General features: G+C 60.5%; 12 protein-coding genes. 7 read left to right on the top strand and 5 right to left on the bottom strand.

The genetic code is table 11. The features are described from left to right. The first annotated feature begins 23 nt into the window (after positions 1–23). The 4 genes from R6X40_RS14260 to R6X40_RS14245 all read left to right on the top strand — a co-directional run bounded on the left by R6X40_RS14260 (position 24) and on the right by R6X40_RS14245 (position 3,942). Positions 24–2,519 (top strand): ligase-associated DNA damage response DEXH box helicase, encoded by a 2,496-nt coding sequence (locus R6X40_RS14260; protein ID WP_318414454.1) that lies wholly within the window; start codon positions 24–26, stop codon positions 2,517–2,519. A 42-nt stretch (positions 2,520–2,561) separates the two neighbouring features. Further along, on the top strand, positions 2,562–3,287 hold the full coding sequence (gene pdeM / locus R6X40_RS14255; protein ID WP_318414453.1) for a ligase-associated DNA damage response endonuclease PdeM: 726 nt from the start codon (positions 2,562–2,564) through the stop codon (positions 3,285–3,287). A 73-nt stretch (positions 3,288–3,360) separates the two neighbouring features. Then, on the top strand, positions 3,361–3,627 hold the full coding sequence (locus R6X40_RS14250) for a type II toxin-antitoxin system ParD family antitoxin (RefSeq protein ID WP_318414452.1): 267 nt from the start codon (positions 3,361–3,363) through the stop codon (positions 3,625–3,627). A gap of 3 nt (positions 3,628–3,630) precedes the next feature. Then, a complete protein-coding gene (locus tag R6X40_RS14245) occupies positions 3,631–3,942 on the top strand; it encodes a type II toxin-antitoxin system RelE/ParE family toxin (RefSeq protein ID WP_318414451.1) in 312 nt (103 codons plus the stop codon). 42 nt (positions 3,943–3,984) lie between these two features. On the opposite strand, the gene R6X40_RS14240 is transcribed toward R6X40_RS14245, so the two are convergent. Then, positions 3,985–5,046 (bottom strand): type I restriction endonuclease, encoded by a 1,062-nt coding sequence (locus R6X40_RS14240; RefSeq protein WP_318414450.1) that lies wholly within the window; start codon positions 5,044–5,046, stop codon positions 3,985–3,987. Between the two features lie 165 nt (positions 5,047–5,211). Between R6X40_RS14240 and R6X40_RS14235 the strand changes: the two genes are divergently transcribed. Then, positions 5,212–5,403, top strand: coding sequence for a hypothetical protein (locus R6X40_RS14235; protein ID WP_318414449.1), 192 nt, complete (start codon positions 5,212–5,214; stop codon positions 5,401–5,403). Positions 5,404–5,405: 2 nt separating this feature from the next. Further along, positions 5,406–5,963 carry a dihydrofolate reductase family protein gene (locus R6X40_RS14230; RefSeq protein WP_318414448.1) on the top strand — a complete coding sequence of 186 codons (558 nt, stop codon included), beginning with the start codon at positions 5,406–5,408 and terminating at the stop codon, positions 5,961–5,963. Between the two features lie 4 nt (positions 5,964–5,967). Here R6X40_RS14230 and R6X40_RS14225 read toward each other — a convergent pair whose 3' ends face one another. The 4 genes from R6X40_RS14225 to R6X40_RS14210 form a co-directional block, all read right to left on the bottom strand. After that, positions 5,968–6,204 carry an Lrp/AsnC ligand binding domain-containing protein gene (locus R6X40_RS14225; RefSeq protein WP_318414447.1) on the bottom strand — a complete coding sequence of 79 codons (237 nt, stop codon included), beginning with the start codon at positions 6,202–6,204 and terminating at the stop codon, positions 5,968–5,970. 66 nt (positions 6,205–6,270) lie between these two features. Then, the gene (locus tag R6X40_RS14220; protein ID WP_318414446.1) at positions 6,271–7,059 is read right to left on the bottom strand and encodes a TIGR02186 family protein; all 789 of its coding nucleotides are present in this window, start codon (positions 7,057–7,059) and stop codon (positions 6,271–6,273) included. Beyond that, positions 7,059–7,985, bottom strand: a complete 927-nt coding sequence (locus R6X40_RS14215; protein ID WP_318414445.1) for a sulfite exporter TauE/SafE family protein — start codon at positions 7,983–7,985, stop codon at positions 7,059–7,061. Before R6X40_RS14215 ends, R6X40_RS14220 begins: the two co-directional genes overlap by 1 nt. 302 nt (positions 7,986–8,287) lie before the next feature. Continuing rightward, positions 8,288–12,313, bottom strand: coding sequence for a peptidoglycan-binding protein (locus R6X40_RS14210; protein ID WP_318414444.1), 4,026 nt, complete (start codon positions 12,311–12,313; stop codon positions 8,288–8,290). A 406-nt stretch (positions 12,314–12,719) separates the two neighbouring features. Here R6X40_RS14210 and R6X40_RS14205 point away from each other — a divergent pair, with 406 nt between their 5' ends. Continuing rightward, a complete protein-coding gene (locus R6X40_RS14205; protein ID WP_318414443.1) occupies positions 12,720–14,516 on the top strand; it encodes an acyl-CoA dehydrogenase C-terminal domain-containing protein in 1,797 nt (598 codons plus the stop codon). Positions 14,517–14,546: the final 30 nt, after the last annotated feature.

Raw genomic sequence — 14,546 nt, 5'->3', positions numbered from 1 at the left:
CCATTCTGCGCGCTGAGACGCAAATGCTCCTGCCCCCACCTTTCCTGCGCTGGTTCGCGGAAAAGGGCTGGCAACCGCGTGCGCATCAGCTGGAGCTTCTTTCCCGCGTGCAGGGCGGTGAGAGCATGCTGCTGATCGCCCCGACCGGCGCTGGCAAGACGCTGGCCGGTTTCCTGCCATCGCTGGTCTCCTTGACAGAACGCGGAAAAATTCCGCCGGGCTCCGCCTTCACCGGCATTCACACGCTCTACATCTCGCCCTTGAAGGCGTTGGCCGTCGATATCGAGCGCAACCTGATGAAACCGGTCGGAGACATGGGCCTGCCCGTGCGCATCGAAAACCGCACCGGCGATACGCCCGCCGCCAAGCGCCAGCGCCAGAAACTCAACCCGCCGGATATCCTGCTCACGACACCAGAACAGGTGGCCTTGCTGCTCGCCAATGGCGAAGCCGAGCGGTTCTTCAAAGACCTGAAATACGTGGTGCTGGACGAGCTGCACTCGCTGGTCACGTCCAAGCGCGGACATCTGCTCTCGCTCGGTCTTGCGCGCCTGCGCCAACTCGCCCCCAGCATGCAGGCCATCGGCCTGTCCGCCACCGTCGCCGACCCGATGGACCTGCAGCGCTGGCTGGCGCCGCAAAAGACCGGCGAAAATAATCATGCCGGTCTGATCACCGTCACCGGCGGTGCCCGGCCGGAAATTTCGATCATGCGCACCGACGAGCGCGTGCCTTGGGCCGGGCATTCCGCCGCCTACGCCATCGGCGATATCTACCGTGCGATCGGGGAGACGAAGACCACGCTTTTGTTCGTCAACACCCGCAGCCAGGCCGAACGCGTCTTCCAGGAGCTCTGGACCATCAACGACGATAATCTCCCGATCGCGCTGCATCACGGTTCGCTCGATGTCGGCCAGCGGCGCAAGGTCGAAGCGGCGATGTCGGAAAACAAGCTGCGCGCCGTCGTCGCCACCTCCACGCTCGACCTCGGCATCGACTGGGGCGATGTCGATATGGTCATCCATGTAGGAGCGCCGAAGGGCGCCTCGCGTCTTGCCCAGCGCATCGGCCGCGCCAATCACCGCATGGACGAACCGAGCCGCGCCATCCTGGTGCCTGCCAACCGTTTCGAGGTAATGGAATGCCAGGCGGCATTGGACGCCAACTATATCGGTGCGCAGGACACGCCGCCTGTCGGCAAGGGCGCGCTCGACGTGCTGGCCCAGCACGTGCTGGGCATGGCCTGCGCCGCCCCCTTCGATCCGCTGGTGCTCTACAGCGAAATCACCAGCGCCGCCCCTTATGCATATCTATCCTGGGAAACCTTCGAGCGGATCGTCGATTTCGTCGCCACCGGCGGCTACGCGCTGCGCGCCTATGAGCGCTACGCCAAAATCCGCAAGACACCCGAAGGTTTTTGGCGCGTGTCCAATCCGCTGATTGCCCAGCAGTACCGGCTCAATGTCGGGACGATCATCGAATCCCCCATGCTCAATGTGCGCATGGTCAAGCACAACGCCCGTGGCGCCCTTGGGCGCGGCGGCATGGCACTTGGCAAGGTCGAGGAATATTTCATCGAGATGCTGTCGCCCGGCGACACCTTCCTGTTTTCCGGCAAGGTGCTGCGCTTTGAGGGCATCCGCGAAAGCGAGTGTCTGGTCAGCCAGGGATACAAGCTCGACCCCAAGGTTCCCTCCTACAATGGCGGCAAGTTTCCGCTCTCCACCTATCTCGCCCAGCAGGTGCGCAAGATGCTGGCGGACCCGAGCCGCCATTCGAACCTGCCTGAACAGGTGCGCGACTGGCTGTCCCTGCAGAAGGACATCTCGATGCTGCCGAAGGAGGACGAGCTGCTGATCGAGACTTTCCCGCGCGGCAGCCGCCACTACATGGTGATCTACGCCTTTGAGGGGCGGCTCGCCCACCAGACGCTCGGCATGCTGCTGACCCGGCGGCTTGATCGCGCCGGGCTGAAGCCGCTCGGCTTCGTCGCCACCGATTATTCGCTGGCTATCTGGGGGCTGGAGGATCTGGGCCATGCTTTCAGCACAGCAAGTCCGCAGCTTGCCGACCTGTTCGACGAAGACATGCTGGGCGACGACCTTGAAGCCTGGCTCAACGAGAGCTTCCTGTTGAAACGCACCTTCCGCAATTGCGCCGTTATCGCCGGGCTGATCGACCAGCGCCATCCCGGCAAGGAAAAGAGCGGCCGGCAGGTGACGGTTTCCGCCGATCTCATTTACGACGTCTTGCGCAGCCATGAGCCGGATCACATCCTGCTCGAAGCCACCCGCAACGACGCATCCACCGGACTTTTGGAGATCGAACGGCTTGGCGATATGCTGTCACGAATCAAGGGCCATATCACGCACCGCCCGCTCGATCGCATTTCGCCACTGGCCGTTCCGGTCATGCTCGAAATCGGCAAGGAAGCCGTCAATGGCGATGCGCAGGACTTTTTGCTTGCCGAAGCCGCCGACGAACTGTTTGCGGATGTGACGGCCACGGCATCGCCATAAACCTTGGTCAGACACTGAAAATAACGCCGCGCCGGAACCCCTATGCACCGCATCGTCCATGCCATTTCTGCCCTTCCGGACAATCCGGCATTGTCGGCCCGCATCGTCGTCAACGGTGTCATCGGCGTCTGCGATCCGCTCGGCGGTCTCTATCTGCCTGACCTCGACACCCTCGTGGTTTCCGATCTGCATCTGGAAAAGGGCTCGGCCTTTGCCCGGCGTGGCATGATGCTGCCGCCCTACGATACACTCGCGACGCTGCGCATTCTCGATGCCGTCATTTCCCGGCATAATCCGAAAACCGTCATCAGCCTGGGCGATAATTTTCACGACCGCGTCGGCTCGGCGCTGATGCCCGAGCTGTTTCGCGCCATGATCGAAACCATGGCGCGCGGCCGGGAATGGATCTGGATCAACGGCAACCACGATCCCGACGGCACCACCGGCCTGCCCGGCTCATCCATGGACGAGCTCGACCATTCCGGCCTGGTCTTCCGCCACGAACCGGCGCTGAACGCGACCGCGGGCGAAATTGCCGGCCATCTTCATCCATCTGCTACCGTGCGCCGCCGCGAAAAATACATGCGCCGCGCCTGCTTTGCCACCGATGGCCGCCGCCTGATCATGCCCGCCTTCGGCGTCACCACCGGCGGCCTCGACCTTCGCCACCAGGCCATGCGCGGCCTCTTCGACCACCAGAGCCTTGTCGCCCATATGCTGGGACGGGACCGGATCTATTCGGTGCGGTTTGCCAATTTGCTGGGGTGACCGGCGGCTTTCACTCCAGCATCGTTTGTGATAACTATTAACAACAGTTATCATTTCGTGCCTGAGGCTCCCAATGGCAAGCTTTGCATTGAACGAACATTACGAGCGCTTTATTCAGGCGCAACTGGAATCCGGCCGTTACAACAACGCCAGCGAAGTCGTCCGCGCCGGCTTGCGGATGCTGGAAGACTTCGAAGCCGCACGTGAACGTTGGCTGCGAGAAGAAATTCCGTCACGCCTCCAGGATGTCCGCGTGAACCCAGATCAGGCAATCTCACTTGAAGATGCTTTTTCCCGGTTGAAAGCACGACATCAAGCCCACATCGCCAAGACAAAATAGGCGATGCAATACAAGGTTCTTCTCCACCCCAAAGCCGAAGAAGAGCTAAACGTGCTCTACGACACTCTTGCCGAGAAAGCCGATCCAGTTACCGCCTGGAATTTTGTCACCGGCATCCACGCTTTCTGTTCCAAACTCTCTGATTTTCCGGAGCGCGGCACAGAGCGTGTCGAACTCGCGCCGGGGCTGCGCGTCATCGGTTACAAGAGACGGGTCAGCGTCGCCTTCACAGTGCAGAATGAAAACGTGATCATTCTCGGCATTTTCTACGGTGGCAGAAATTTTACCGCCGAGATTCTGGAGGAACGCCTGTAGAAAGACGCATTCAGTTTAATCGAAACTGCGGCGCTTGCTCCATCAAGACGGCGCTACGTCATATTTCTTCGCAGTAGCACGTAGCCGGTCGGTGTGATCATAAATTTGATCAAGAGAATCGATTATCAATCGCTCCTCACTCTCCCCATCAAACAGGCCTATGTATTTGACTGAGCGATTGAACCAAAGGCGCGCGAGGGGCTTCCTGTTGTTGTTATCAAGCAATATCCCGCAATAGGTCTTCTGGTCGCGCATCACCACGCGCTTGGAACTGACGGTGTCCCGAACGATCGCTTTCACGATCATGTAACCTTCGCGCTCTTCCTCCGTGGTGACAACCTCGGGATCGTCTGCGACGGGCTCGTCAATCTTTTCGATCACCTCAACCGTGTCGGCAAGCGCGCTCGACAGGCGGTTTTTTACCGTATCCATGATGACTTCCCGGAATGCGGTACGGACCACGCCGGTAAACATTTCGCGTATCGGTGCCGTCATCCGCCCTTCATAAATTCCGCCGGCAATCATGCGCACAAATTCTTCGGAGGGTTCTTCGACAAGCTTGGAAATGACCTGCTTGACGCCAGAGGTGTATTTAAGCCGCTCTGCGGTCGCGAGAATGGCCGAAACATCGAAGGAGGCCTTCTCGAACTTTCGGAGTTCCACCACGATACTGGCGTTGAAATCGGTGATGTCGAAAACGAAGAATGGGCGTGTATCCAGCTTATTGGGTGCTTCAAGATCTGTGTAGAAATTGAATGTCCGGCCATTTGTCAGGATGGCAAATTTTGCATTGGTCACGCTGAAATATCGATAAAGCTGATCCAGATGTTTTTTCTCAAGCGCAACTGAGATCGGCTTACATTCGATAAGAATGCGAATTTCGCTATCGATCTTGATTGCGTAATCGACCTTCTCGCCTTTCTTGCCAACAGCATCTGCGGTAAATTCCGGGATGACCTCGCTAGGATCGAAAACATCGTATCCTAGCGACCGCAGGAACGGCAAAACGACGGCAGTCTTGACCGCTTCCTCCGTTACCATCGTGCTTGAATGAGATTTCACACGCTCAGAAATGGCGCGCAGACTTTCCTCGATCGAACTCATGCATCCCCCACCCGTTATTCGGGTAGAGTTGCCGAACTACAAGCCAAGGTCAAGCGCCAGAATTTATAAAAGCGGGCTCCATCATCCGTTCCGGCGGCATGCCGGCCTGCTCAAAACGCTTTAAACGCAAGCGTCTTCAATGACCGGCTGAACAGCTGAGATCTGGTGGACCGCGCAGCACCTTACGTCGTTGGGCAGTATCTCGGCGACAAGCCGATGGAGCCGCTCTACGAACTTTTCCTCGTCACCCGATCCACTTCCCCAACACCCCAAATCACCTTGAAATACCGCTTGCAATCTGCAATCGGATTATTCATCCTGAGCCAGTTTTTAACAAGACTGGGTTGGGAGGAATGACCATGGCCAAGCTGTGCATCTGGAATCTTGTGACGCTTGACGGCTATTTCGAAGGCGCTGAAAAATGGAATCTCGAATTTCACGGCCGCGCCTGGGGACCGGAACTGGACGCTCTATCGAAGACGTTCGGCACGACAACCGAGATGCTCGTCTTCGGCCGCATCACCTATGAGGGAATGAAGGCCTATTGGACGACGGCGGACGAGGACAGCGTCGTCAAGGACTTCATGAACGGCCTGCCGAAGCTCGTCGCCTCGCGGACCATCACGGAGAGCGACTGGAACAACACGACGGTCACCGCCGAGATCGTCGAGGACTTGCGGCGGCTAAAGCAGACCGCGACGAAACCGATCCGCGTCTTTGGCAGCGCCGAACTCTGCGACACCCTGCTCAAGGCGGGTCTCGTCGATGAGATCATGCTGTGCATCGTCCCCGTGCTGCTGGGCAAGGGCACGCCGTTCTTCAAGCCCGGCCGCGACAAGACAGCCTTGAAACTTGCGACCACATCGACGACCGCCGCTGGAGCGACGATCCTCACCTACGAGGTTGAAAACGGCTGAAATGTCAGAACGCGTTGAACGTCAGCGTCGTCAATGACCGGGTGATGCCAGGCACCGTGGCGATGTTGTCGTTGATGAACTTGCCGATATCCTGCTCTTCATCGACATAGACCTTGATCAGAAGGTCGTAATCGCCGCTGGTCGAATACATCTCCGAGACGATCTCTTTCTTGTAGATCACGTCGGCGACCTCATAGGTCTTGCCGGGGGCGCATTGCAGCTGGACGAAAATCGGCTTCATGGCTCAGTCTCCTGATGTTTCGATCGCAAATAGCCTGTTTTCCTGAAGAGGCAAAGCGGGATCCGGTTAATCCCTGCGGAAGACGATGCTCGCCAGCCAGCCCGTGATGACAGCGAGAAGCACCGCTACCAGACCGTAGAGAAACGGCTGTTCGTGTGCTGCGGCGGTGATCGCCTGCTCCAGACCGGTCTTGACGACACGCAGTTCCAGCGCCTTGGCGGCAACGAAAAGGCCGTCGCGGAACAGATAGGCGCGTACGATATGCGAACCGTTCGGCACGTCGGCCGGCAGGCGTAGCGACGCCTTGAACAGGCTGGAGCTGATGAACTGCACGCCGCCGGGATCACGCTGGTAGACACCGGTGGTTTCCCGTAGCCGCCGGAACGCGTCGCGGAATTCGGTGAGGTTGCTGCCGTCGCCGATAAAGCCGACCGGCGTCAGCGGCATATGATCAACGCCGATACCCATATTGTTCATGTCGCCGGGCGGCGCGATCGTCTCGATATCGCGCGTGCTCGACAGGGAATAGGATTCCGGCACCTTTTCGAAGGTCATCGAATTGGTGTTGATCCAGATGCCGAAGACGCGCTCCTTCTTGCGCACCGTCGTATTTTCCTTCGGTCCTTCCAGCGCCACGACAATGTTGTATTTGCCCTGTGCCAGTAGCCCCGGATCGGCACCATCGATGGCGCCAAAGATCGTCAGGTCGGCGCCACGGAAATCCGAGGTGATGGCGATCTCGTCGGTGGAGATGCCGATATCCAGCTTTTCGGTGAAGTCGATCGGTTCCGCCTGCACGGCAAGCGGTGCGGCAAACAGAAAACCAGCAAAAAGCGCGCGCGAGAAAATCCGCATCAGAAGCCGAGCCCCGCGGATACGATCGAATAGACTTCCTGCGGCGGGATCACCAGTTCGATGGCAAGACGGATGCCGACGGCCAGGACCAAGAGCGCCAGCAAGGCCCGCAGCTGCTCGCCGCGCAGTTTCTGACCAACGCGCACACCATACTGTGCGCCGATCACACCGGCGATCATCAACACGAAGGCAAGCACGATATCGACGGTGTAGTTGGCCGTCGCCTGGACGATGACGGTATAGGCGGAGACGAAAATGATCTGGAACAGCGAGGTGCCAACGACGACATTGGTCGGGATACGCAGGAGATAGATCATCGCCGGCACCATGATGAAGCCGCCGCCGACGCCCATCACCGATGTCAGGATACCGATACAGAAGCCCAGCACGGCGATCGGGATGACGCTGAGATAGATCTTGGACTTCTTGAACCGCATCTTCAGCGGCAGGCGGTGAACCCAGTTGTGATGGCCCGGCCGCCTCAATGTCACCTGTTCGTTCTTGGCCGCCCGGCGCAACGCCCGGATGCTCTCCCACAGCATCAGCGAACCGACCGAGCCGAGGAGCACGACATAGGCGAGCGAGATGACCAGATCGAGCTGGCCGATGCGGCGCAGTAGCGAAAACAGCCAGATGCCGACCGTCGCGCCGGCGAGACCGCCGCAGAGCAGCACCGTCCCCAGTTTGATATCGATCGTGCCGCGCCGGAAATGGGTGATGGCGCCGGAGATCGAGGATGCGACGACCTGGTTGGCACCGGTGGCAACGGCAACGACGGGTGGAATATTGTAGAAGATCAGAAGCGGCGTGATCAGGAAGCCGCCGCCGACACCGAACATGCCGGACAAAAAGCCGACGGCCGCGCCCATTCCGAGGATGATGAAAATGTTCACCGACAACTCTGCAATGGGCAGATACACCGTCACGGCCAGACCTCTAAATATGCCAATAGCCCGCAAGGCGGGCGGAAAACATCAAAGTGGCAAGTGATTCACCACGGGAGATAAGGAATGGAACAGTCTTGAAAACCAATTGTTAAAATCGTGAATTCAACGTCGTTCCGTCATGCGCCCCGGGTTATTGCCTGTCAACCTTTTGCAGGCCTTAACCCTAACGCGAAGCACGTCCCGGTGTCCGGCCGGTCTGCGGCATTATTGCGGCCGCAGACGCCGTTCTGAGCCGCGACAGATCAAATCGCCGGCCTGTGCCCGAATGGGCACAGCATACCTTAGCCGTTCCGCTTCAAAAGTTCCTTGACCAGCGCGTCGGTGATCTGCCCGGTCGGCTCCTGGTTGATCGATTTCTGGAAGGCCTTGATCGCAGAGACGGTCTTCTGACCCATCTCGCCATCCGGCTTGCCGGCGTCGAAGCCGTTATTGTTGAGGATCGCCTGGATATTGCGCAGCGCCTTCTTCATATCAACCGAGGCGGTCTTCGTGCCCTTGCCGACCCAGGTATCCGGCACGTCGACCGAGTTGGCCTTGGCGTCGAGCGGCGTCAGCTTCCAGGCGTCGAATTTCGCCTTGGCGCTTTTCAGCTGGTCGGGCTTCAGGGCCTTGCCGACTTCGTCACGCTTCTGGCCGGCATCGGCGTCGCCGTCACGGGCAGCGATCGAGAACCACTTGTAGGACTCTTCCAGATCCTGGCTCACCCCGTTGCCGCGCGCATAGAGGATGGCGAGGTTGAACTGGCTGTCACGGATACCGCGATCGGCGGCCATGGAAAACCACTTGCCGGCACCGGCGAAATCGGGAGCGGCGGCACCGCCACTGGCCAGCATCACAGCAAGATTGTGCATGGCGCTGGCATTGCCCTTTTCGGCGGCCTGCAGGTAGAGCGCCCGTGCCTTCGCCAAGTCACGGTTAACACCGGTGCCCTTTTCGTAGAGGCTGGCGAGACGATATTCCGCAGGCGTGACGCCAGCATCGGCAGCGCGCTGATACCATTTCGCCGCCTGGACGAGATCGGCCTTGACGCCACGGCCTTCGGTATAGACGGCACCGATTTCGAACAGTGCGAGCGGATCACCCTTCCTGGCAGCGTCGGCTAGTGCCTCGGGCTTGATGTCGGCGGGAACGGTCAGCGCGGCGGCGTCTGCGGCAGGCTGGGCCGCTGCCGTGCTGGCCGCGTCCTTTGCCGTATCCAGACCCGTTGCCGTTTCCGGTGTAGAACCTTCGATGAGCGGCGCCAGCATCCGGCTGTCGACCGCTCCGGTTTCCGGCATGGCCTGCGCAGCATCCGGCAGCTTGGCTTCCGGCTGTGCGGTTTCGGAGACTGAGGTTTCCGGTGGCATCGCCTGCGACGCAGGCCCCTCCAGCTGTCCTATCGTCTGGCCTTCGGCCTGCGGCTGCAACGCGGTGAGCGGCTCGACGTCGTTATCGGCGCCTTCTGTCACAGGAGCCACATTCGCCATTGCCGGTGTTTCGCCGGCCATCGGCATTTCGTTGCTTACCGGCTGCTCGATGGCGGCCACTGGCGCATCGACAGGCGCCTGTTCACCGCGGATCAGCGTGTTGACCAGCGGATAGGACATGATCGCCAGAAGCACGGCGCCGACCGCCATCAGGATGGGACGGCGATTGCGAGAAAAAGCGCCGATCGGGGATGCGCTGGCGCCGCCCTTGCCGCGGTTCATCGTATCGACTTCTTCGGCGGCCTGCTGCGCGGCGCGGCGGGCAGCAGCGATAAAGTCCGCCTTGTCCGTTTCGCTCGGCGGCGCGTTGCGGCCACTCTGGCCAGCACGAACCCGCTCAAGGATCTTCTTGACGTCCGGCACGCCGGAACCCGGCTCCAGCAGCTGGTTGGCCACATCCGGCTCGATGGCGTCAGCCGCATCGATCGACGGTGTCGGGTCGATCACCTGGCGTTCGACGGCGCGAACAGGCTCCGCCCGCTTGCCGGTAAACCGCTTGGCAATCCCGGCAAGAAGACTGGGCTTGCTGGTAGAAACCGGCGCAGTCTTGATATCGCTCGGATGCACGGCCGCCTGCTCGGCGACGACGGCAACGGCTTCCGCCACCTCTTCACGCGATGGGTTGGCAGGCTCCGCCTCGGTGGTAAGCCCGTGCATGTCGCGCTTCAGGTCTTCGTAACGGCGTCCAAAATCAGCTTCGGCGAAGGGATCGTCCTGCGTCTCGAAAACCGGTTGTGTGGCGCGGGGCATCTGCGCCTGGCTGTCTTGGCCGCGCGAACCGAAGGCGCGGGGTGCGTCCTGTTCCTGGCCACGCTCTTCCAGCCGCTCCAGCTTTTCAGCGATATGAACCAGCGTTTCGTGCAGGGCTTCGAACGTGCGCGCCGTACGCTCCTCGCTTGAGCGGCTCATGTCTTCCAGAACCTTGAGATCGTCGGCAAGCGCCGAGATCGCCGCCATGTCCGTTCCGCCGGAAGCGGTCTGGCCCATGCCGTTCTTCGAATAGGCTTCCATCACCGCTTCGGCCGCCTGGCGGGCTGCCTCGATGATGTATTCGTCGCTGGTCGCCAGGTAATCCTCGAGCGCGCTCATCCGGCCTTCGAATTCGGCAGGGACAGCAGCCGGCGCCATTTCGCGCGGCAGGCTGACAAGGCTCGACAGGTTGGCGATCTGGTCCTGCAGGCTGCGCAGGATTTCGCTGTCGTCATAGGGAGCCGCGTGGGTTTCCTCGAGGCGGATGGCGATATCCGCCAGCTGGCCTTCGAGCCGGTCGAAACGGGCATCGCCGACATAGGACGTCTGCGGCGCGTCCAGTTGGTCGATCCGGCGGGCGAGATCGTCGAGACGTTCGGCAAGCGCATCATTGACCGAGCCCTGGTCGAGCGCGTCGATCTTACGGGAAATATCGGAGAGGTATCCGGTCAGGTCGGGCTGAGCGGAAGCCTTCTGCGAGCGCTCCAGCATCAGCGACAACTGTTCAAGGCGCTCTTCAAGGCGTACGGCGGCCTCTTCGTTGGCCAGTTCCTCGACACGGGCCGTCAGAGCCTCGATGCGCGCACCGACGCCATTGTCAGCCGGCCGTTGCAAGCTGTCGATCTGGCGGGACAGGTCGGCGAGACGGCCTTCGACGCGGGTGACGCCAGCGTTGTCTGGAACCGCAGCACGGCCGCTGGCAACAATCGCGCGGCTGATTTCGTCGAGACGTGCATCCAGATCGGCAAATTGCGACGCCATCTGGCGATCGTCCGGCTGCATATGGCGGCCGATCATTTCGATCGCCTGCGCGACCGAGATCAGCTTGTCCTCCAGAGCATGAATGGCCGGGCCGCTGTTCATCGAGCCGATCTGCGACTTGATTTCGTCAAGCCGGTAGGCGAGTGCCACCAGTTCATCGTCGCGGTTGGTATCGAAGGCATTCATCCGGTCTTCGACGCCAGTCCAGCGCGTTTCCATCCGATGAACGCTGTCCTCGCGGGCAAGACCATCGATCATGACGCGCAGTTCGTCGAACTCGACCTTCAGCGCATCGGCCTGCGACGGCGATGCCTGCCGGCCGAGCTGGTTGATGCTGTCGGAAAGGCGCTGCAGATCGCTGCGGATATCCTCCGCCATCGTCTGGTCCTGCGCCGCATCTGCGGTGATGCCACGGATTTCGGCGCGCAGCGTCGTCATCTCGCGGGAAAGTCCGTCAGCAATGTCCTTCTTCAATTCCTGACGCAGGCCAACCAGCGCCTGAGCAATCTCGGCCATGGCCGGATCAGGGCGCTGCGGTTCACTGCGGTATTGTTCAGAGCGCAGCGGCTCGCTGCGAACAGGCTCCGGACGCTGGCGAACGGTTTCCTGGCGCAGGCTCTCTGGGCGCAGGCCTTCCGGGCGGATCGGCTCACGGCGGAACGGCTCGCTGCGATAAACCTCGTTGCGCAACTGTTCGCTGAGCGGTGGGGCAACCGGCAGCTCGCGGCGGGGCTGGACTGGTGGCTGGAACGCCGGAACACTGCGCTCTTCATAGGCGCGTAGTTCCGGACGTTGCTGGACGCGGTCTCGGATGACGTCGCGCTCCCGCACAGGGTCGCGTTCGCGAACGACGTCACGGTCACGAACGGCATCGCGTTCCCGCGTGGCCGTCAGTGTCCGCTGCCGCTGCATGATTTCGGTGATCGGATCGGCAACCGCGGCTGGACCATCGGTCAGGTCACGGCCCCGCGGATCACGCCCAGCCGTTCCCATCAATCCTTCGATACGCGCTTCCAACCCCTCGATCGTGCGGTTCAACGCGTCGAGGGACGACCTGTCGCCATAAGACTGGGCGCCGGGACGTGGAGTATTTGATCGCGATCCGTTCATCGTACTTCGCCTCTTTCATCGGCCTTGATCGGAATCCGGGCTTCAGAAAGGCAAATCCCCGCCTTCCGGGAGTTCCGGTACCGATCCGGACAGAGCTACAACGACGCGAGAACAAAACTATTGCAACTGTGACCATCTCAACACGCACTTTCACGAAACGTGGTAAATAACCCGTTAACCTGACTGAAAATTTTTTAACGATTTGCGCGCATGCTGGCGCCGGGAGGCTTCCACATCACAGTTTCGGTACACCTGGGTCAGCGGACCCGGCGATCGATCAAATTTTGCCGCCCCGCAAACTTTGACGTTTACGCGCACGTCAAAGTTTTGTAGCATGATGGAAATTACATGGAGCGACCCAGGAGACGCTGCTCCATGACACGGTTACAGGTGAGGAACACGAGACATGCCCAGCTACAAGGCTCCGGTCGAAGACACGCTTTTCATTCTCAACGACGTTCTCGGTATCGAGCGCTACAACAACCTGCCCGGTTTTGCCGATGCAACGCCCGACATGATCGAGGCGATCGTCGGGGAAGCCGCCAAGCTTGCCGAGGAAGTGCTATTCCCGGTCAATCTTTCGGGCGATCAGGAAGGCTGCAAGCGCAGCGATGATGCGACGGTGACGACCCCGAAGGGCTTCAAGCAGGCCTTCGACCAGTACCGCGAGGGCGGCTGGCTCGGCCTGGCTGTTCCCGAAGAGTTTGGTGGCCAAGGCCTGCCCTATACGCTCCACACCGCAATCGGCGAATATATGTCTTCGGCCAATATGGCGCTGACCATGTATCCGGGCCTGACCCAGGGTGCCATCGCCGCCATCCTCGTGCACGGCACCGACGCGCAGAAGGCAACCTATCTGCCGAAGATGGTCGCCGGCGACTGGACCGGCACGATGAACCTGACGGAGCCCCATTGCGGCACCGATCTTGGCCTGCTCCGTTCCAAGGCCGTGCCGCAGGGCGATGGCTCCTACAAGATTTCCGGCCAGAAGATCTTTATCTCGGCCGGCGAACACGACATGGCCGACAACATCATCCATCTGGTGATTGCCCGTATCGAAGGCGCGCCGGAAGGGGTGAAGGGCATTTCGCTGTTCATCGTGCCGAAATTCCATGTCGAGGCAGACGGCTCCGTCGGTGCGCGCAACACCGTTTCCTGCGGTGCGATCGAGCACAAAATGGGCATCCACGGCAATTCGACCTGCGTCATGAACTATGACGATGCTGTCGGCTATCTCATCGGCACGGAGAACAAGGGCCTCAACGCCATGTTCGTGATGATGAACGAAGCCCGCCTCGGCGTCGGCCTGCAGGGACTGTCGGTCGCTGAAGTCGCCTATCAGAACGCCGCCAACTATGCGCGCGACCGTATCCAGGGCCGCTCGCTCTCCGGCGTCAAATCGCCGGACAAGAAGGCCGACCCGATCATCGTCCATCCCGACGTGCGCCGCACCCTGATGACCATCCGGGCTTTCAACGAAGCCGGCCGCGCCTTCACGTTGTGGACGGCACTGAAATCCGACATCGCCCATCGCGGCGACAACGACGCCGATCGCCAGGCAGCCGACGATATCCTCGGCCTGATGACCCCGATCCTCAAGGGCGTGTTGACAGACAAGGGTTTTGACCACGCCGTCATGGCGCAACAGGTCTTCGGTGGCCACGGCTATATCGAAGAACACGGCATGAGCCAGTATGTCCGCGATGCCCGCATCGCGATGATCTACGAAGGCGCCAACGGCATTCAGGCGCTCGACCTTGTCGGCCGCAAGCTGGCGCTGAACGGCGGCCGGGCCATTGCCGCCCTGTTCAAGGAAATCGGCGATTTCTGCGAGGAAAACCGGTCTGACGAAAAGCTGGTCGTCTACACCAAGGGCCTGAAGAAGGGCTTGAACGACCTGCAGGCGGCCACCATGTGGTTCATGAGCAATGCCATGGCCAAGCCCGACAATGCCGGCGCTGGCTCGACCGACTACATGCACCTCTTCGGCCTCGTCGTTCTCGGCTACATGTGGGCGAAGATCGCCAAGACGGCAGAGGAGAAGCTGGCTGAAGGCGCCGGCGACCGCGAGGCCTATTTGAAGAACAAGCTCATCACCGCGACATTCTTCATGGAACGCATCATGCCCGAAACCGCCTTGCGCAAAACCCGCATCGAAGCGGGTGCTGATACGACGATGGCGCTGGACGCGGCGGCGTTCTGATCATTGCTCAACCCCAGCGAAAGTTATATG

Source organism: Rhizobium sp. PL01 (assembly GCF_033447125.1).
Lineage (GTDB): Bacteria > Pseudomonadota > Alphaproteobacteria > Rhizobiales > Rhizobiaceae > Pararhizobium.
The sequence above is the reverse complement of the archived record's forward strand: the minus strand, read 5'-3'. Positions and strand labels throughout refer to the sequence as shown.

Coding starts and splice junctions, on each gene's coding strand:
- R6X40_RS14240 (WP_318414450.1), bottom strand. CDS start 5,046: ATGAGTTCGATCGAGGAAAGTCTGCGCGCCATTTCTGAGCGTGTGAAA.
- R6X40_RS14205 (WP_318414443.1), top strand. CDS start 12,720: ATGCCCAGCTACAAGGCTCCGGTCGAAGACACGCTTTTCATTCTCAAC.
- R6X40_RS14250 (WP_318414452.1), top strand. CDS start 3,361: ATGGCAAGCTTTGCATTGAACGAACATTACGAGCGCTTTATTCAGGCG.
- R6X40_RS14260 (WP_318414454.1), top strand. CDS start 24: ATGCTCCTGCCCCCACCTTTCCTGCGCTGGTTCGCGGAAAAGGGCTGG.
- R6X40_RS14225 (WP_318414447.1), bottom strand. CDS start 6,204: ATGAAGCCGATTTTCGTCCAGCTGCAATGCGCCCCCGGCAAGACCTAT.
- R6X40_RS14210 (WP_318414444.1), bottom strand. CDS start 12,313: ATGAACGGATCGCGATCAAATACTCCACGTCCCGGCGCCCAGTCTTAT.
- R6X40_RS14230 (WP_318414448.1), top strand. CDS start 5,406: ATGGCCAAGCTGTGCATCTGGAATCTTGTGACGCTTGACGGCTATTTC.
- R6X40_RS14220 (WP_318414446.1), bottom strand. CDS start 7,059: ATGCGGATTTTCTCGCGCGCGCTTTTTGCTGGTTTTCTGTTTGCCGCA.
- R6X40_RS14245 (WP_318414451.1), top strand. CDS start 3,631: ATGCAATACAAGGTTCTTCTCCACCCCAAAGCCGAAGAAGAGCTAAAC.
- pdeM (WP_318414453.1), top strand. CDS start 2,562: ATGCACCGCATCGTCCATGCCATTTCTGCCCTTCCGGACAATCCGGCA.